12 protein-coding genes and 1 pseudogene are annotated in these 18,609 nt (G+C 52.3%); 9 read left to right on the top strand and 4 right to left on the bottom strand.

The window, feature by feature from the left end; translation table 11 throughout:
* The first annotated feature begins 388 nt into the window (after positions 1–388).
* The 6 genes and pseudogenes from WG891_RS08100 (at position 389) to fur (ending at position 5,853) form a co-directional block, all read left to right on the top strand.
* Positions 389–1,022, top strand: a pseudogene (locus WG891_RS08100) (LuxR C-terminal-related transcriptional regulator).
* Positions 1,019–2,809 (top strand): hybrid sensor histidine kinase/response regulator, encoded by a 1,791-nt coding sequence (locus WG891_RS08095; protein ID WP_337262057.1) that lies wholly within the window; start codon positions 1,019–1,021, stop codon positions 2,807–2,809. Before WG891_RS08100 ends, WG891_RS08095 begins: the two are co-directional and overlap by 4 nt.
* A gap of 110 nt (positions 2,810–2,919) precedes the next feature.
* The gene (ybfF, locus tag WG891_RS08090) at positions 2,920–3,681 is read left to right on the top strand and encodes an esterase (protein ID WP_337262056.1); all 762 of its coding nucleotides are present in this window, start codon (positions 2,920–2,922) and stop codon (positions 3,679–3,681) included.
* 313 nt (positions 3,682–3,994) lie between these two features.
* Positions 3,995–4,282 carry a LexA regulated protein gene (ybfE, locus tag WG891_RS08085; RefSeq protein ID WP_156293567.1) on the top strand — a complete coding sequence of 96 codons (288 nt, stop codon included), beginning with the start codon at positions 3,995–3,997 and terminating at the stop codon, positions 4,280–4,282.
* Positions 4,283–4,542: 260 nt separating this feature from the next.
* On the top strand, positions 4,543–5,082 hold the full coding sequence (gene fldA / locus WG891_RS08080; protein ID WP_337262055.1) for a flavodoxin FldA: 540 nt from the start codon (positions 4,543–4,545) through the stop codon (positions 5,080–5,082).
* A gap of 324 nt (positions 5,083–5,406) precedes the next feature.
* Complete coding sequence (fur, locus tag WG891_RS08075; protein WP_337262054.1) at positions 5,407–5,853, top strand: ferric iron uptake transcriptional regulator; 447 nt, start codon at positions 5,407–5,409, stop codon at positions 5,851–5,853.
* Positions 5,854–6,043: 190 nt separating this feature from the next.
* On the opposite strand, the gene WG891_RS08070 is transcribed toward fur, so the two are convergent.
* The 4 genes from WG891_RS08070 to nagE all read right to left on the bottom strand — a co-directional run bounded on the left by WG891_RS08070 (position 6,044) and on the right by nagE (position 14,829).
* Positions 6,044–8,707, bottom strand: coding sequence for a beta-N-acetylhexosaminidase (locus WG891_RS08070; RefSeq protein ID WP_337262053.1), 2,664 nt, complete (start codon positions 8,705–8,707; stop codon positions 6,044–6,046).
* Between the two features lie 189 nt (positions 8,708–8,896).
* Positions 8,897–10,342 (bottom strand): chitoporin ChiP, encoded by a 1,446-nt coding sequence (chiP, locus tag WG891_RS08065; RefSeq protein ID WP_337262052.1) that lies wholly within the window; start codon positions 10,340–10,342, stop codon positions 8,897–8,899.
* A 596-nt stretch (positions 10,343–10,938) separates the two neighbouring features.
* On the bottom strand, positions 10,939–12,603 hold the full coding sequence (gene glnS, locus WG891_RS08060) for a glutamine--tRNA ligase (RefSeq protein ID WP_337262051.1): 1,665 nt from the start codon (positions 12,601–12,603) through the stop codon (positions 10,939–10,941).
* Between the two features lie 189 nt (positions 12,604–12,792).
* On the bottom strand, positions 12,793–14,829 hold the full coding sequence (gene nagE, locus WG891_RS08055) for an N-acetylglucosamine-specific PTS transporter subunit IIBC (protein WP_337262050.1): 2,037 nt from the start codon (positions 14,827–14,829) through the stop codon (positions 12,793–12,795).
* Between the two features lie 380 nt (positions 14,830–15,209).
* On the opposite strand from nagE, the gene nagB reads away from it, so the two are divergent.
* The 3 genes from nagB to nagC all read left to right on the top strand — a co-directional run bounded on the left by nagB (position 15,210) and on the right by nagC (position 18,539).
* Positions 15,210–16,010 carry a glucosamine-6-phosphate deaminase gene (nagB, locus tag WG891_RS08050; RefSeq protein WP_337262151.1) on the top strand — a complete coding sequence of 267 codons (801 nt, stop codon included), beginning with the start codon at positions 15,210–15,212 and terminating at the stop codon, positions 16,008–16,010.
* Between the two features lie 17 nt (positions 16,011–16,027).
* The gene (gene nagA / locus WG891_RS08045) at positions 16,028–17,182 is read left to right on the top strand and encodes an N-acetylglucosamine-6-phosphate deacetylase (protein ID WP_337262049.1); all 1,155 of its coding nucleotides are present in this window, start codon (positions 16,028–16,030) and stop codon (positions 17,180–17,182) included.
* A gap of 136 nt (positions 17,183–17,318) precedes the next feature.
* The gene (gene nagC / locus WG891_RS08040) at positions 17,319–18,539 is read left to right on the top strand and encodes a DNA-binding transcriptional regulator NagC (protein WP_337262048.1); all 1,221 of its coding nucleotides are present in this window, start codon (positions 17,319–17,321) and stop codon (positions 18,537–18,539) included.
* The last annotated feature ends 70 nt before the right edge of the window (positions 18,540–18,609 follow it).

Below are 18,609 nucleotides of genomic sequence, written 5' to 3'. Positions count from 1 at the left end.
GCACAACCCTACTGAAGTAGGGTTTATTTGAAGCAAGAGTACCTTTAATCTAGATGCAACTTTAGCCTGAATATCTGTGCCATCCTATACCCACTTACTTCAAGTTACATGTGTGTTAGCCTTCCTTGATTTATTCAGTACTGGCTGGAATCAGTTCCTGAAGACTCACTGCGTCACACTCTTACCTGCAATTTGAATTTACTAGGGTACTGGCTTAGGTTTTATCTGCGCTGAGCCTATTGGACGGGCCTGTTATTTGTTCTGCTTATTATACACACAAAATGCTGCCACTCGTGTATCTTAACGAGTCGGCATGCCTCAGATAAAAGTGGACCATGACATGCCTAAGTCAACGCGAACGTTACATTGGTGACAAAAGGAGAGTGACGTGAGTAAACCTTACGCTTTAGTCGTTGACGACCACCCGTTGGTGGCCGGGGGCATAGCGGCATTTTTAGGCACACATTGTGGTTACCAACATGTATACGTCGCCACCAGCCGCCAGGAATGTGATGATTTGATCGAACAGAAGGGTCCCCCACAATTGCTGGTCTTGGATTTCTGGTTAGCGGATGGGACGGCTCTTCAATTAATCAGAAAACTTCCACAGGAAAATCCTAATATTCGTCTGCTGGTGATCAGCGGGGATGAAAATAATAATGTTCAACACAAAGCCCGTGAAATGGGAGCACACGGTTTTTTTTCATAAGCACGACTCACCACAGATCTTCAACCAAGCCGTTACGGCGTTGCAAAACGGGCAATTCTGGTTCCCAGATACCTCAGAACCATCGTCATTATCCTCATCAACCGTTAATTATCAGGAGTTTGGGCTGACCCAACGGCAGGCAGAAGTACTGACAATGATGCTCCGGGGATTTTCAAACAAAAGGATCGCCATGACCTTGGCCGTGTCTGAACAGACGATCAAAGAACACATTACCGGTATTCTCAGCAAGCTTGGCGTCAGCAACAGGGTCGAGGCTATCACGTTACTTCAGGGACGACGCTTCACAGTATGATAAATATCCTCAGTGATAAAGCTCCTCAGGGCATCAAGCCGCACTCGCAGCTCCGTTTATTAAACAATGTCCTAGCGCGATTGGTTTTTAGTATCAATGCTGTGCCTTTTGTCGGTATGGTGTTTGCCATTTGGCTCTATAAACTGCAACTCCCTTTAACCCCCATCATCTGTTGGATTGTTCTCTACCTTATTGCCGCCGTACTCGTCAGGATTTGGCATTACCGCTATCGCCAAAAACTGGGGACAACGGCTGACACCGCCATGCTGGCTCAGTGGTTACCTTGGGTGAATCGGGTAGCTTTGCTGCACGGTATCGGTCTGTCTTCGCTGATGATCGTGACAGCCATGAGCCAATCCTTTGATTTCACTCTGCTGCTCAATATCAGCATTGCTGCTATCATCGCCGCCAACGCGACACACCTTACCCCGCTACTGGGCGCATTCCAGCGCTTCTTCATCAGTTGCTGGGGAATATTGCTGGTACTGATCCCTTGGCGTTCGGGTGACGTTTGGCCAATCATCTTCTTGCTTAATCTGCTGTATGCCTTTGCCATTTACCGTCATGCCTTGACCTCACATGCCTTCTTCCTTCAGCAGGTGAAGCTGGAAGAGGACAGTATCTTATTGGCTGAGAAATTCCGCGTGGCAAAGGAAGAAGCGGAACAAGCATTACATGATAAAAACCTGTTCCTCACCACGGCTAGCCACGATCTTCGCCAACCGATTCACGCGATGGGATTTTTGATTGCAGCGATCGTACACAAGAATCGCGATCCCCTGCTGAATCCGCAACTCCATGATCTGCAGGAAAGTGTGCGTTCATTACACTTAATGTTCAACTCACTGTTAGACCTGACAATCATAGAAAATAATGCTGTCAATGTTCCGGCAACAGAAGTGGAATTAGTGCCATTAATCAACTCTATCGTCACTCTGTTTCGTGAAGAGGCGAATAACCGAGGCTTAACGCTACGTGCGCGATTTCCCCAGCAACGCTGCGTTGCTTTAGGCGATCTCTCGCTGCTCAAGCAGTCATTAATCAATCTGACGCACAACGCACTGCGCTATACGCAACAAGGTGGGGTGCTGATCTCTGTTCGCCCGCGTGGTAAAGAGTGGTTGATCGAGGTCTGGGACACCGGGATCGGCGTTGCGGACGCTGAAAAAAGCCAGATTTTCTCCCCCTTCTATCGCCCCGAGCTTGCCTGGCGTATAGACAGTGCCGGGCATGGACTGGGCCTGGCGGTGGTAGCAAGATGCGCGAAACTGATGAAAGTACAGTGCGGAATGAGCTCGATAGAGGGAAAAGGCTCACGTTTTTGGATGCGCGTGCCGGCCAGCGACACCGTGACGGCCCGGGCTCCATTAGCCGTTCAGCAGAAATCGTTATCCGCGCCACACAGAATGCTTACCGGAACCTGTCTGGTCGTCGACGATGATCCGCTGGTCACCGCCGCCTGGGCCAGCTTGATGCAGGCTTGGGGGGTAACGGTACGCTGCGTTGCTTCTGCCAACGAAGCTTTTACCCTGCTTGAAAGTGGTTTTTCTCCACAGGCGATTTTGTGCGATCAGCGCCTGCGCTCGGGTGAGAGTGGGTTCGATATTTTGCAGGAGTTACTCCACCGCTTCCCACAGGCCTGTGGCGCCATGGTCAGCGGCGAGTTTAATTCGGAGATATTGCAACAAGCGGAAAAAGAAGGCTACCTGGTGTTATCCAAGCCCTTGGAACCCTCGCAGCTGCATGCATTGCTTTCACAGTGGCTTTCCCCTGAACAAAATCGATGATTAGCCTCAACAACGTGCGGCTTGCAAGATCACCATGACATTCATCAGGCGGGCCGAGCTCTGCCTAATCATGATATTCTAGCGGGATGTCTTTAAGTCACGAACTCACCATGAAACTACATTATCAACTTTTAGCTTCTAACGCTCCCACGCTACCGGTGGTGTTGATCCACGGCATGTTCGGCAATCTGGATAACCTTGGCGTACTGGCTCGCGATCTGAATCAACAGCATCGGGTCATCAAAGTCGATCTGCGCAATCATGGCCTTTCGCCGCGTGCTGAAGAGATGACTTACCCGGCAATGGCGCAAGATCTGCTGACGCTGCTGGACGACCTGCAGGTGGATAAGGCCATCGTTATCGGCCACTCCATGGGGGGCAAGGCCGCTATGGCGCTGACCGCGATAGCGCCGGAGCGCATTGCACAGCTGATCGTCATCGATATCGCCCCGGTAGCGTATGACGTGCGCCGCCACGACAAGATTTTTACCGCTCTGCAGGCGGTCACCGCTGCCGGTATTACCCAGCGGCAAGCGGCAGCACAGCTCATGCGCGAATATCTGGACGAAGAAGGCGTAATCCAGTTCCTGTTGAAGTCTTTCAATGCCGGAACTTGGCGCTTCAACCTGCCAGTCCTGATCGCACAATACGAAAGCATTATCGGCTGGCAAGAGGTGCCTGCCTGGCCACATCCAACGCTTTTTATCCGCGGTGGGCTTTCGCCTTATGTGCAGGATCAATACCGCGAAAGCATTGCCCGTCAATTCCCTCAGGCCCGGGCTTACGTCGTTGCGGGCACCGGCCATTGGGTGCATGCGGAAAAACCGGACGCCGTGTTGCGGGCTATCCATCGCTTCCTGGATGATGTCTGAGTCAAAATGGTGAAAAAACGTGCTAAAGAGAATGAGTTAGCACGTTTCTGGCTAAGTTAGGCATTGTCGTTGCTCCATCTGCTGGGGTAATATGGCGCGCTATTTCCGACGCCTTTCAGGCTGCAACCTCGTGGGCTGCATATGGCCTGAAATCCTGTGGGATATAATTTTGCCACCCTGTCCAACGAGCAAATCTGTGCTTGGCTGGGGGTAAATTTGGGTTAGGGTTTATTAGCCCGAATGGTGTTAACTGAAGCGTCTTGAAGCGCAAACGCGCTTTTGGATACAAACTCCCTTGCAGTAGTCCGCAACAATGGCAAAAGAACAAACGGATCGCACGACGCTGGATCTGTTCGCAGATGAACGCCGTCCAGGGCGCCCGAAAACCAACCCGCTTTCCCGTGATGAGCAGCTTAGAATCAATAAGCGCAATCAGCTACGGCGTGACAAAGTGCGTGGATTGCGGCGCGTGGAGCTGAAAATCAACGCAGACGCCGTGGATGCTCTGAACAGGCTGGCGGACCAGCGCAACATCAGCCGCAGCGAATTGATTGAACAAATGCTGCTGGCAAAACTGGCGGAAGAACAACCAGAACAATGATCTTGGCAGCCGCACGCGCGGCGCGGCGTTAAGGATGACGCCAGATCAACACCGCTTGCAGTCATTCCCCAGGCATCGCATAAATGCGATAAAACCCCAGAGCAGATTTCTGGCATGATAGACATTTACTGGCAAGAGAGAGTCCCCAGGTTGAACTCTTGCCTTGATCTTACGTAATACGATCCCCAAAGAGTTCGTTGTTGCAGGTAAGCAACCGGCAGACTCCAGGTATCTCATTGAATTAAAAGGTTATCTGTACTATGGCTCATGTAGGCATTTTCTTTGGCAGCGATACTGGCAATACCGAAAACATTGCCAAGATGATCCAGAAAAATCTTCAGCAAAAGTTTGGCAAAGAGGTCGCTGAGATCCGCGACATCGCCAAAAGCAGCAAAGAAGATCTGGAAGCTTTCGACATCCTGCTGCTCGGCATCCCAACCTGGTACTACGGTGAAGCACAGTGTGACTGGGATGATTTTTTCCCAACGCTGGAAGACATCGACTTCAACGGTAAGTTAGTCGCCCTGTTTGGTTGTGGTGACCAAGAAGACTATGCAGAATATTTCTGCGATGCGATGGGTACCATCCGTGACATCATTGAACCACGTGGTGCCGCGATCGTCGGCCACTGGCCAACAAAAGGCTACCACTTCGAAGCCTCTAAAGGCTTGGCAGATGACGATCACTTCGTCGGCCTGGCGATTGACGAAGATCGTCAGCCAGAACTGACCAATGACCGCGTAGATGCCTGGGTCAAACAAATCAGTGAAGAACTGAGCCTGGCCGATATCGTCGGCTAAGCCCTCCAGATATTGCACAAAGCCCTGCAAAGCGCATAGTATTGGCTGCAGGGCTGCCATCGGCATCACGTATTAGAGCAATAGAAGCTACAAGTCTGTAACTTCCCGCACCATCACGGTAGACTGAAGTATCGGTTTATCCCATCCATCAAGACGTTGCATGTACTCTATGCAACAGTGCAGATATACCTTTGTTAACAACCGACGGTTTCTATTTAGGGCAAGCGGTTCTATAATGAGACGCAATTAACTCTTTTTGTGCCGACCGATGCCATAGGCGAAAACGCCTCAACTTGATTAGCATAGTAACAGGACTGAATCCGCATGACTGACAACAATAACGCATTGAAGAAGGCCGGCTTAAAAGTCACGCTTCCGCGACTCAAAATCCTGGAAGTCTTGCAAGATCCGGCATGCCATCACGTCAGTGCGGAAGATCTGTACAAAAAACTGATAGATATGGGTGAAGAAATCGGCTTGGCAACGGTTTACCGCGTGCTGAACCAATTTGATGATGCGGGCATTGTGACGCGTCACAATTTTGAAGGCGGGAAATCCGTGTTCGAACTCACCCAACAGCATCACCATGATCACCTGATTTGCCTGGATTGCGGCAAAGTGATCGAATTCAGCGATGAATCTATCGAAGCGCGTCAACGTGATATCGCCAAGCAGCACGGCATCAAACTCACCAATCACAGTCTGTATCTGTATGGCCATTGTGAAGTGGGTGACTGCCGCGAGAACGATACGCTGCACGACAAAAGATAGCTCTACTGACCAGAATTGAGGAACCGCCCGCGAAACGGCGGTTTTTTTATGCCCGTAATTTACAGGCAAAAAAATCCCCGGACCTGCCGGGGAAAACAACGGCTAAACATAACTCTCTTGCAACACTTCTTTCAGACACAGGACACATTTGCAGCCCATCCGCCGACACGCAGATGGGCTATTTTTTAGCTTAGGCTTTTACTGGCTCAGCACGGCTGAAGCGCTTACCGTCTGGGCTGATAGCACGAACTTGAACATCATCCGCTACGGCCGGGCGTGCGCGATCGTCGTAACGCTGCCACTGTTTGCCACCGTCGGTAGAATATTCAATCCCCAGGCCTGGCAGGGCGATGTTGGCCTCCAGCTTACCATCGACAATGCGTGCCCCTGGGACTGGCAGACGGTAGCTCACGCCGCCTTTATCCAGCTTGGCCAGTTCGCGTTGCCCGATCAGGTTGGCAAAACGCAGCCAATCTTTCTCCAAGGTTTTGGTATCAACCTGATGGGTTTCGCCGCCTTTATACTCGCGACCCGCTTTATAATCCTGCTCCCAACTCGCACGGTGCCAGGCACGTTCTGCGACAGACAGCGCGCGTGGGAAGATCATGTACTCCATTTGCGGATCGGTACGCACAACCTCACTCCACAGCTGGGCGGAGAGACCATAGGCACCCGGCCACGGTTTGTCGCTCTTGGCGCTGAAGTGGTTGCCATCTCGGTCAACCGAAGTTTCAGCATTTTGCGGCAGGTTGTTTGGCGCAAAGCTGAAGATCTTCTGCTCATCGCTGAAACGCGTGCCCCAGTAGTAACCATGCTCGTCTGGGGTCACTTCATACGGGAAGTCCATATAGACATAGTCCGGGTTAGAGATCACCACGTCATAGCCTTTGTTCGCCCAGTCGTTAGCCGAGTCGAAACCGCCCCAGTACAGGGTATCCCAGAAGTTCACCGCAACATTCTTGGTGGCGAAGGCTTTTGAATCTTTGGCATCTTTCAGGCCATCCTGCCACGCCTGCATTCTGTCAATGCCGTGCGCTTTCACCAGTTGGCTGACCTCCAGGCCGAAGTAGCTTGGCAAGTGTTCCATATCTTCCACTTTGCCTTCTTTAACGATCGCCTGACAAACCTGAGACTTGGCCCATGGTTTGTCTTCTTTGCTCAGATCAAGAATGCCCTTGCCCGCTTCCGGCTTCTTCACGTCGGTATAACCGGCACCTAAGCGGATGTTTTTCGCTTCATCCCCACCAAAATGCCAGGTTTGCAGCGGCTGACCGGCTTCTTTGTGCATCTGGGCAACTTCGCCAATCACCTTATCTACAAAGTTCTTGGATGAGTCCAGGCACGGGTTCAGGTAGCTCTGGCGGTTAAAATACTGCACCGAGGTGGTATTAGAGGTATCGGTCGGATCCACCAGACGGAACTCATTCGCCTCTTTCTCTTTGCCTTCAGCCAGCAGTTTCTTGTAGCGCGCTTCCATGGAAACAATCGCTGCACGGGCGTGCGCAGGCATGTCGATCTCAGGGATCACTTCAATCTGGCGTGCCTGAGCATATTTAACGATGTCGATATAATCCTGACGGGAGAAGAACCCACCGTGCGGTTCTGGGCCTGAGCCGTATTGCGGTAGCAGACAGGTGGTTTCGCTCAGATCGTGGCAGCGCTGCCCCCCCACCGCGGTCAGTTCCGGCAAGCCTGGGATCTCAATACGCCAGCCTTCATCGTCCGTCAGGTGGAAGTGGAATTTGTTCAGCTTATAGGCCGCCATCTGATCCAGCAGGCGCAGCACCGCATCTTTATGGTGGAAGTTACGCGCAACGTCCAGGAAGATGCCGCGGTACTGGAAGCGTGGTGCGTCTTTAGCATCCAACGTCGCGATCTTCTTGCTGCCATCAGACGGGATCAGCGACAGGATAGATTGCAGGCCATAGAACACCCCAGCCTGATCGAAACCGGTAACCACCGCCCCTTTCTCACCAATCTTCAGTTGGTAAGCGCCAGAAACGGCCAGATCGCCTTTAAATGCAGCCGGCTGAATGTCGGTTCTGATCGGATAACCACCAGCATGGTTTGCCACACCCAGCAGTTCAAAACGCTGGGTTGCCGCATCTGCCGCCGGTTTGGTCAAAGCGCTCAGGTCCAGCGCCACGCCTTTGCTCAGATCAACATCCTGTTTATGAACGTTAACCTCCATCGGCGTAGGGATGATCTGGCCGCGCAATGCCGCCGCTGGCAGCACTTTCAGATCCTGGTTCTTGGTGAAGCGGCTTTCAGGCACCATCAGAATATTATGGTCATCCTTGGTGCGTTTCCACTGGTCACCGGTAAATGGCGCAACAAACTGGTGTACATCTTCGGTATCGGTATTCGCCAGGATCTTAGGCTTGGCATCGCCCGAAGTGGCATACCAGCGCGGTAAGAAGTCACTGTGGAACAGTTGCCAGTATTCAGCAATAATCGGAATTTCAACGGCCTGATTAGCCGGGAAGCTGGTAAATTTGTCGGTAGGTTCCAGCTTGTACAGATCGCCGGTGATATGGGTAATTTTGAACTGCTCATTATCCACTTTCAGCGTCTGGCGTGGGCTGTGGAAATAAATCGCCCAGTCTTTATCCTTGATTTCCTGCCCTGCGTTAGTCAGGGTAATCAATACCTTATTACAAGATGCCCAATCGGCACCCAGCTTGGCGCAATCGACGCCATTATCCGCAGCACGGTTGTCCTGCATCTTCAGATTCACTTTCAACTGGCTGAGTTGATCAACCACCTGCTGGTTAGCCATAGCTGAACCCACACTGCCAAATAGCCCGACGGTGGCTGTCAGAGCTGCGAGAGCACTCATCTTGAACTTGTTCATCTTCAACCTCTTCGGTTATCAGTCATTATTATCGCGAATCTCTAGGCAAAGTTTGCCGCTGCACGCCATCTCAAAGCATTGCTGCTCTGGCTGCGGGCGGCGATAGGCGCTGGATCAGGCCACAGCAGCCAATAATGAGACTCGCGTTAAAGCATTATTTCCCCGGCAGCCTTGCCACCGGGGAAAGCATTAGAAGATCGTGAATGGCGCAATAACGATGAACTTGACGTCTTTTTCATCCTGGAAAATGTTGCCGAAGCCACCACTCCAGCTAGGCAGATCGGAATGGTTGTTGTATTGCGTGAAGTGCAGCTTGAAGGATGTGCCTTTAGCACGGCCGTCCTGCAGGGTATACATGGCATCCAGGCTGTAAGCGCTCTCACGCAGACGCTGGCTCTGATCGTAAATCGGGTTGGAGCTTGGCCTCGCATCCCAGGCATAAACATAAGAGGCACCGACAGACATGCCAGCCAGATCCCATTTGCTCAGGTCATACACCACGCCGCCGTAAACCGCTTTTTCGCCGTTGGCGTTGAAGTCGGAACGGTTATCCCACCAGATATCGAGACGGCCATTAGAAGAGGCGTAAGTCGGGGTCATACGCTGCAGGAAATAACCCTGGTTACCCTCCGCTTTAACCATGGTGCCTTCCAGACGCCAGTTGAACTGGCCGGTGGTATAACCGAAGGTCAACGCCTGCAGCCATGCCAAACCGTCGTAGATGCTGTTTGGATCGTTCTGGTTGCTGATACGATCTTCAGCACCGTAGAACTGATAGCTGGTGGTCAACGGGCTGCCCGCCACATCAAATTTGTAGGAAGCCTTGGTGAAATACTGATTCACGTAGCCTTGTGCCTGCCCGAAAGCGGCTTCCAGCACCAGCTCGTTTTTGAAGTCGTATTTAGCGCCCAGCGAGTGCAGGTAGGAAACGCTGGTTTTTCTGTCATTCTGACGGAAATCATCCATCTCCAGGTGCCAAGGCGCTTTGTACTTGTCAGTCCACATGTAGGAGAAGCTCAGAGCACCGGAATCACCGTAGTCAAAGTGGGCCCCCGCTTCAGCCCCTTGGTAAGTGCCTGGCATAAAGCTCCAGTGTGGTGCAAGCAGCGTCTGACCACTTGGTTGGATATAACCCGCACGAGCCCACATCGGGCCATATTTGAATTTACCAGCGGCTTTATACAGGCTGATGCCGCTTTTATCGCCAGAGTAGTCTTCATCATAGGTACGGTTGCGGCTGGAGAAGGCGATTTCGTTAGGGTGGCCACTTTCTTTGGATTCGGCGATTTCAATGGCGCTGAAGGCCCCGACATCCAGGCCGAACATATCCATGGCATAGCCGGAGGTAAAATCCAGGCTCAGGTTGGCAGTGGCGTGCGACAGGTTGGTAGTATAAGAGTTGTAGTTAGGGTTCTTCACCGTCACTTTCGTGCCATCGGGTAAGGTTTCTTCTTTCGTTTCATTGAGATCTTTGCGATCGCGTTGACGTTGCCAGTAATAAACCCCACCGGTCATCGTTGAATCATCGATAAACCCTGCCGCTTGCGCTTCAGGCGCCATAGCAAACCCGGTTCCTAACAATGCACCCGCGATAGCGAGTACCAGCGTTTTACGCTGAGCACCATGCGTACCCATAAGAAAATTCCTCTTTGACTTGACTTTAAAAGTGCGTCCGCCGGTGTTCACCACAGCCCTGCTCGGACGCTAATAAAAACCCAATCGGGTAAAAATTCTGCTGGCAGGAGAAAATTCCGCTCAGCTTTATTGCTATCGCTAGACTATTTTTCGCGACGCGAATTATCAAATGAAAAGTGAGAGAGAATTGTCAAAGTATGACAAAGAGCACATATCGATGAGATTTTGTTACATGAATCGGCAATCTCTGTTTTTGAATAAAAAATTCAATAAAATCAGAATAAATGTCGATATCTCAGTGAATCACTTAAGACACGAAAGGTTTCAGCCTGACAAAAACAACTACTTATAGGAAAAAATGAGAGCGCTCTATAAATGATATTAATTCGCATCGCGAATATATAACAAGGAGCATATCAGCAGTACAAAATATCAATGCAGGCGTAATTTGCAGAGAAAGACGAGAAAAAAAACCACGTTATAGGCAAAAAAGAAAGGTTGCAGAAGGGAATGCCGGAGATGAAAAATCGGATTATTTTAAAAAATAAAAAAAGCGCAGCCTGAGCTACGCTTTACGCTGACGCCTGAATGAACGTTTACTCGCCCGTTTTAGCCCAGGTATCACGCAGGCCAACGGTGCGGTTAAACACCAGCTTCTCGGATGAAGAGTAACGGTTATCTGCGCAGAAATAGCCTTCACGCTCAAACTGATAGGCTTTCTCTGGCTGTGCTGCCGCCAGGCTCGGCTCGACAAAACCGTGCTTAATCACCAACGATTCAGGGTTAATGGTCGACAAGAAGTCTTCTGCCGCTGCCGGGTTCGCCACGCTGAACAGGCGATCGTACAGACGGATTTCCGCAGGCAGTGCATGTGCCACAGACACCCAGTGGATCACGCCCTTCACCTTGCGGCCATCGGCCGGATCCTTGCTCAGCGTCTCAGGATCGTAAGTACAGAAGATGGTGGTGATTTCACCTGCAGCATCTTTCTCAATACGCTCGGCCTTAATCACATAGGCATTACGCAGACGCACTTCTTTACCTAGCACCAGGCGCTTGTACTGCTTGTTCGCTTCTTCACGGAAGTCGGCACGATCGATGTACACTTCACGGCTGAATGGCACCTCACGGCTGCCCATTTCCGGCTTGTTCGGATGATTAGGCATGGTGACCCTCTGTACATCATCCGTCATATTTTCAATGATGACTTTCACCGGATCCAGCACGGCCATGGCCCGTGGGGCATTCTCATTGAGATCGTCACGAATGCAGGACTCCAACGCCATCATCTCAACGTTATTGTCTTGTTTGGTCACACCAATACGCTGGCAGAACTCGCGGATAGAGGCTGCGGTATAGCCGCGGCGACGCAGGCCGGAAACGGTCGGCATACGCGGATCGTCCCAGCCTTCCACCACCTTCTCGCTCACCAGCAGGCTCAGCTTGCGCTTTGACATGATGGCGTACTCAAGGTTGAGACGCGAGAACTCATACTGGCGCGGATGGCAGGCAATAGTGATGTTATCCAATACCCAGTCGTACAAGCGGCGGTTGTCCTGGAACTCCAGCGTACACAGCGAATGGGTGATCCCTTCCAGCGCATCGGAAATGCAGTGGGTGAAATCGTACATCGGGTAGATGCACCATTTGTTGCCGGTCTGATGGTGCTCAGCAAACTTGATGCGATAGATCACCGGATCGCGCATCACAATGAACGGCGAAGCCATGTCGATTTTGGCACGCAGGCACAGGCTGCCCTCGGCAAACTCGCCGTTGCGCATCTTTTCGAACAACGCCAGATTCTCTTCCACCGAGCGGTTACGGTAAGGGCTGTCCTTACCTGGCGCGGTCAGGGTGCCGCGATATTCACGGATCTGCTCAGGCGTCAGCTCATCGACATAGGCCAAGCCTTTGCCAATCAGTTCAACCGCATACTGGTGCAGTTGATCAAAATAATCTGAAGAGTAACGAACGTTGCCGCTCCACTTGAACCCCAACCACTCCACATCATGTTTGATCGAATCAACATATTCGATGTCTTCTTTTGCCGGGTTGGTGTCATCGAAACGCAGGTTACACTTGCCTTGGTAATCCTGCGCAATGCCAAAGTTCAGGCAGATGGATTTCGCATGGCCGATGTGCAAATAACCGTTCGGCTCTGGTGGGAAGCGGGTCTGTACCGACGTATGCTTCCCGGACGCCAGATCTTCATCAATGATCTGGCGGATAAAATTGGTTGGGCGGGCTTCTGCCTCACTCATGTCATTATTCCTCTAATGCAAAGCGCTACACATAACCGCCTATGTTCCAACAAGCCACGTCCGGAAACAACCGTTAGTTTCACGAAAATAAGCCGCACCGTACAAAAACAAAAAAGCGGGAAAAGATCGCTCTTCTCCCGCCAAGGTTACGGCTCGTTTACCCCCCGAAATAACTCGGGGGAAACAGGCTTACTTTTGAATCTCGAACAGCTTGGTCTGGCCAGCCACCACGTGGCCGCTTGCCAACGCCGTCAGGCCTGCATAATCATCGGCATTACTGACCACCACCGGGCTGATCATTGAGCGCGCATTGGCATTCAGGTACTCCAGATCCATTTCCAGAATCGGCTGACCTGCTTTCACTTCTGCACCCTCTTCCACCAGGCGTTTAAAGCCCTGGCCATTCAGCGCAACGGTGTCGATACCCATGTGCACCACAATTTCCGCACCTTTGTCCGTTTCCAGGCAGAAAGCATGGTTGGTGTTGAAAATTTTCACCACGGTGCCATCGGCTGGCGCAACAACGGTCCTGTCGGTTGGGCGAATCGCCACACCGTCACCCACCGCCTTGCTGGCAAAGGCTTCGTCCGGCACCTGATCCAACGCGACGACGCCACCGGTTACTGGTGCCACCAGCACTTGGAAAGACGCTTTCGGTGCATTAGGCACGGCCTGCGGCTTCACTTCTGCAGCAGCAACTGCGGCAGGGGCTGCCGTGGCAGCGACCGGGCCTGCAGCCACGATATTACGCATTGCGCTGGCAATCAGTTCGGCACGGGTGCCAACGATAATCTGTACGCTTTGCTTGTTCAGGCGGATCACCCCGGAAGCACCCAGACGTTTGGCAATGGCATCGTTAACCAGCGCAGAGTCCTTCACGTTCAGGCGCAGACGGGTAATACAGGCATCAATACCGGTCAGGTTGTCGGAACCACCGATAGCGCCGATATAGCGACGAGCCAGCGTTGTGGTTTCGTTTTCTTCTTTACCTGAGTCGCTGTTCACATTCACGTCATAACCGTCGGTTTCGTCACCGGCAACCGCCAGCTCACGGCCTGGAGTCATCAGGTTGAATTTGCTGATAGTGAAACGGAACACCACGTAGTAGATAACGAAGAACACCAGGCCTTGCAGGATCAGCATGTACCAGTGGGTCGCCAGCGGGTTGCGCGTTGACAAGAACATATCCACCAGACCGGCGCTGAAACCGAAACCGGCAATCCACTGCATACTGGCGGCGATGAATACGGAAATACCGGTCAGCACGGCGTGGATCACATACAGTACCGGAGCCACGAACATGAAGGAGAATTCCAGCGGTTCGGTGATACCGGTAAAGAAGGCCGCAAAGGCCCCTGCCAGCATAATCCCCAGTACTTTAGCTTTGTTCTCAGGACGGGCGCAGTGATAAATCGCCAATGCCGCACCCGGCAAGCCGAACATCATGATTGGGAAGAAACCTGCCTGATAACGGCCGGTGATACCGACGATGCCCTTACCAGATTCGATGGACTGCTGCCCACCCAGGAAGTTAGGGATATCGTTAATACCGGCAACGTCGAACCAGAATACGGAGTTCAGCGCGTGGTGCAGGCCCACCGGGATTAACAGACGGTTGAAGAACGCGTAGATACCCGCGCCAACGGAACCCAGTTTCTGGATGTGCTCACCAAAGTTCACCAGGCCGCTGAAAACCACCGGCCAGACGTACATCATGATGAAAGCAACCACAATCATCAGGAAGGAGATCAGGATCGGTACCAGGCGACGGCCGCTGAAGAACGACAGCGCCTTCGGCAGCTCAACGCCGCTGAAACGGTTGTAGACCTCGGCGGAGATGATCCCTACCAGAATACCGACGAATTGGTTCTGAATTTTACCGAAGGCAGCAGGCACCTGATCGACCGGGATTTTCTGGATCATGGCCACCGCACCCGGTGAACAGAGGGTAGTTAACACCAGGAAACCAACAAAGCCGGTCAGCGCTGCGGCACCGTCTTTGTCTTTTGACATACCATAGGCCACACCCACGGCGAACAGCACTGCCATGTTGTCGATGATGGCCGCACCGGATTTGATAAACAATGCTGCCAGAGCGTTGTCGCCGCCCCAACTCACAGGGTCAATCCAGTACCCGACGCCCATCAAGATGGCGGCGGCAGGTAGCGTGGCGACCGGAACCATCAAGGCCCGGCCTACCTTTTGCAAATAACTAAGAATGTTCACCTTTTCCCCCTATTCGTCCGCGGACGGACCCTATTAGTAGTTTATTGAGAAAACTCACTACCTTTTAGAAATTAAATAACGCCTGGCACGTAACAGACGGTATCCCACTGAGTTTAATGGTGGGATAGAGTCTCTTCATGCGGAGTGTAAAAAAATTATTTCGTATCGCAAATTAAAACCTCATTTTTTGTGAGTTACATCACCAAAAAGCAGTCTTAAGCTGCCACATTGCTAGCCATCGCACAAAACTTATTTTATCATTCAAAAAATCAAAGGGCGCTGACGTTTAACGCGAGCTTCGCAAAGCTGGGTTACGCTTAAGGTTCCAGCTCTGACCCCATCACAGTATAGCCACAGTTTATTTTACCAAGAGGTGTATGATGAGACTTATCCCACTGAAAGATACTGCACAAGTCGGCAAATGGGCTGCACGCCACATCGTTCAACGCATCAACGCATTCCAACCGACGGCCGAACGCCCATTTGTGCTCGGCCTGCCAACCGGCGGTACCCCACTTGAAGCCTACAAGCATCTGATTGCCATGCATAAAGCAGGTGAAGTCAGCTTCAAGCACGTGGTAACCTTCAACATGGACGAATATGTTGGCTTGCCGCAGGAACACCCTGAAAGCTATCACACCTTTATGTACAGCAACTTCTTTAACCACGTTGATATCCCGAGCGAAAATATCAACCTGCTGAACGGCAATGCGCCAGACGTGGACGAAGAGTGCCGCCAGTACGAAGCCAAGATCAAGTCCTACGGTAAAGTTCACCTGTTCATGGGGGGCGTGGGCGTCGACGGGCACATCGCCTTTAACGAACCGGCCTCTTCTCTGTCTTCACGTACTCGTATCAAAACGCTGACGGAAGAAACCCGCATTGCCAACTCCCGCTTCTTTGGCGGCGACGTCAGCCAGGTACCGAAATACGCACTGACCGTGGGCGTAGGCACGCTGCTGGACGCGGAAGAAGTGATGATTCTGGTCACCGGCCGTGGCAAAGCACAAGCGCTGGAAGCCGCCGTTGAAGGCTGCGTCAACCACATGTGGACCATCAGTTGCCTGCAGTTGCACGCGAAATCCATCGTGGTCTGCGATGAGCCTTCCACTATGGAGCTGAAGGTGAAAACCGTTAAATATTTCCGTGAATTAGAAGCGGAAAGCGTTAATAGTCTTTAATTTTTGCAGGGGGCTACATGTTCGCTTTAACCCAATGCCGGATTTTTACCGGCCATGACGTGCTTGATGACCACGCGGTAGTGATTGCTGATGGTCTGATTGAACGAGTCTGCCCACTGGCTGAGTTGCCTGCTGGCATTGAAACGCGCGATCTGGGTGGCGCCATCCTAGCCCCCGGTTTTATTGACGTTCAGCTTAATGGTTGTGGCGGTGTGCAATTCAACGACTCGCTGGAAGCCATCTCGGAAACCACGCTGGAAATCATGCAGCGTGCCAACGAGAAATCGGGCTGCACCAGCTACCTGCCGACGCTGATCACCTGCAGCGACGATTTTATGAAGCACGGCATCAACGTGATGCGCGCTTACTTGAAAAACAATCCGAATCAGGCGCTTGGCCTGCATCTGGAAGGGCCATACCTGAGTCCGGTCAAGAAAGGGACTCACAACCCGGCGTTTATCCGCAAACCAACCAGCGAGATGATCGACTACTTGTGTGCCAACGCAGACGTGATCGGCAAAGTGACGCTGGCACCGGAAATGGTTGAGCCTCATTTCATCAAGCAACTGAGCGATGCCGGTATCGTAGTTTCCGCTGGCCACTCAAACGCCACCTACGATCAGGCACGTATCGGTTTCGGCGCGGGGATTACCTTCGCCACGCATCTGTACAACGCCATGCCATACATTACCGGGCGTGAACCCGGCCTGATGGGGGCAATTTTTGACACGCCAGAAGTCTACACCGGCATTATTGCCGATGGCCATCACGTCGCCTGGGCGAGTATCCGTAACGCCAAAAGGGTAAAAGGTGATAAATTGGTACTGGTCACCGACGCCACCGCCCCTGCAGGCGCGGAGATTGATCAATTTATTTTTGCTGGCAAAACAATATACTATCGCGATGGCTTATGCGTTGATGAAAACGGCACCCTGAGTGGCTCCGCACTGACCATGATCGAAGCGGTGCAGAACAGCGTGGAGCACGTGGGGATTGCACTGGACGAAGCGCTGCGGATGGCGACTCTGTACCCGGCACGTGCCATTGGTGTTGCACAACGCTTAGGCACGATTGAGGCTGGGAAGGTGGCAAACCTGACCGCATTTACCCGTGATTATAAGATCACTACAACCTTCGTTAACGGTAACGAGGTTTATACCCCGCTTACTTGAAGCCGCAGCGTTGTTGGCTGCGGGCGCTCACCCCAGTCACATAGCTATCTATGCTCCTGGGGACTCGCGCCCTTGCCGCGTAGCTGCAACTCCAAGTCATGTGGGTATCATTCACAGACAAAGAGTAAAATTATTGATGAGCACTGGCGGACAGGCACAAATAGGGAACGTTGACTTAGTCAAACAACTCAACGGCGCGGCAGTTTACCGTTTGATCGACCAACAAGGCCCGATCTCGCGGATTCAGATTGCTGAACTCAGCCAGCTAGCCCCCGCCAGCGTCACTAAAATTACTCGCCAACTGTTGGAGCGCGGGCTGATCAAAGAAGTCGATCAGCAAGCCTCCACCGGTGGCCGCCGTGCTATTTCCATTGTTTCTGAAACCCGCCAGTTCCACACCGTCGCCGTGCGCCTTGGCCGCCATGACGCCACCATTACGCTGTACGACATGAGTGGTAAATCGCTGGGTGAGGAACACTATCCCCTGCCGGAACGCACCCAGGAGACACTGGAAAACGCACTGTTCAATGCTATTGAGCGATTTATTGAAAATTACCAGCGCAAGCTGCGTGAGCTGATCGCCATCGCCGTGATCCTGCCTGGCCTGGTCGCTCCAGCCAAAGGGGTGGTGCACTATATGCCGCACATCAGCGTCAATAACTGGACGCTGGTCGATAATCTTCAGCAACGTTTCAACGTCACCAGTTTTGTCGGTCATGATATTCGTAGCCTGGCACTGGCGGAACATTACTTCGGTGCTACCCGTGACTGTGAAGACTCCATTCTGGTGCGCCTGCACCGCGGCACCGGCGCGGGGATTATCGTTAACGGGCAAATCTTCCTGAGTAATAACGGCAACGTGGGTGAGATCGGCCATATTCAGATCGATCCCCTCGGTGAACGCTGCCACTGCGGCAACTTTGGCTGCCTGGAAACCGTCGCAGCCAACGCGGCGATTGAGCAGCGCGTGCGCCATTTGCTGACGCAGGGCTACCCAAGCAAATTAACCTTAGACGACTGTAATATTGCGGCGATCTGCAAAGCGGCCAACCGTGGCGATCTGCTGGCAAGCGAAGTGATCGAGCACGTCGGCCACTATCTCGGTAAAGCGGTGGCGATCGCGATCAACCTGTTCAACCCGCAAAAAGTGGTGATTGCCGGTGAAATCACCGAAGCCGACAAGGTGTTGTTACCAGCGATCCAAGGCTGCATCAATACGCAGGCGCTGAAGGATTTCCGTAAAAATCTGCCGGTGGTTACCTCTGAACTCAATCATCGCTCGGCGATCGGTGCTTTCGCGCTGGTCAAACGGGCCATGCTCAATGGTGTGCTGTTACAGCGGCTGTTGGAAAGCTAAATTCCCCCCGGCACTAGTGCTAGCTGCGCATTTTGCCTGCAACTCTACCTAAAAGATTTCAGGTTACTGC

This window comes from Serratia sp. MMO-28 (assembly GCF_037199905.1).
In the GTDB taxonomy this organism is placed as follows: Bacteria; Pseudomonadota; Gammaproteobacteria; order Enterobacterales; family Enterobacteriaceae; genus Chania; species Chania oryzae.
This window is presented reverse-complemented; position numbering and strand designations above follow the sequence as displayed.

Excerpts from the sequence above, each read along its gene's own strand:
- WG891_RS08095 (WP_337262057.1), top strand. The coding sequence starts at position 1,019 with ATGATAAATATCCTCAGTGATAAAGCTCCTCAGGGCATCAAGCCGCAC.
- ybfF (WP_337262056.1), top strand. The coding sequence starts at position 2,920 with ATGAAACTACATTATCAACTTTTAGCTTCTAACGCTCCCACGCTACCG.
- ybfE (WP_156293567.1), top strand. The coding sequence starts at position 3,995 with ATGGCAAAAGAACAAACGGATCGCACGACGCTGGATCTGTTCGCAGAT.
- fldA (WP_337262055.1), top strand. The coding sequence starts at position 4,543 with ATGGCTCATGTAGGCATTTTCTTTGGCAGCGATACTGGCAATACCGAA.
- fur (WP_337262054.1), top strand. The coding sequence starts at position 5,407 with ATGACTGACAACAATAACGCATTGAAGAAGGCCGGCTTAAAAGTCACG.
- WG891_RS08070 (WP_337262053.1), bottom strand. The coding sequence starts at position 8,707 with ATGAACAAGTTCAAGATGAGTGCTCTCGCAGCTCTGACAGCCACCGTC.
- chiP (WP_337262052.1), bottom strand. The coding sequence starts at position 10,342 with ATGGGTACGCATGGTGCTCAGCGTAAAACGCTGGTACTCGCTATCGCG.
- glnS (WP_337262051.1), bottom strand. The coding sequence starts at position 12,603 with ATGAGTGAGGCAGAAGCCCGCCCAACCAATTTTATCCGCCAGATCATT.
- nagB (WP_337262151.1), top strand. The coding sequence starts at position 15,210 with ATGAGACTTATCCCACTGAAAGATACTGCACAAGTCGGCAAATGGGCT.
- nagA (WP_337262049.1), top strand. The coding sequence starts at position 16,028 with ATGTTCGCTTTAACCCAATGCCGGATTTTTACCGGCCATGACGTGCTT.
- nagC (WP_337262048.1), top strand. The coding sequence starts at position 17,319 with ATGAGCACTGGCGGACAGGCACAAATAGGGAACGTTGACTTAGTCAAA.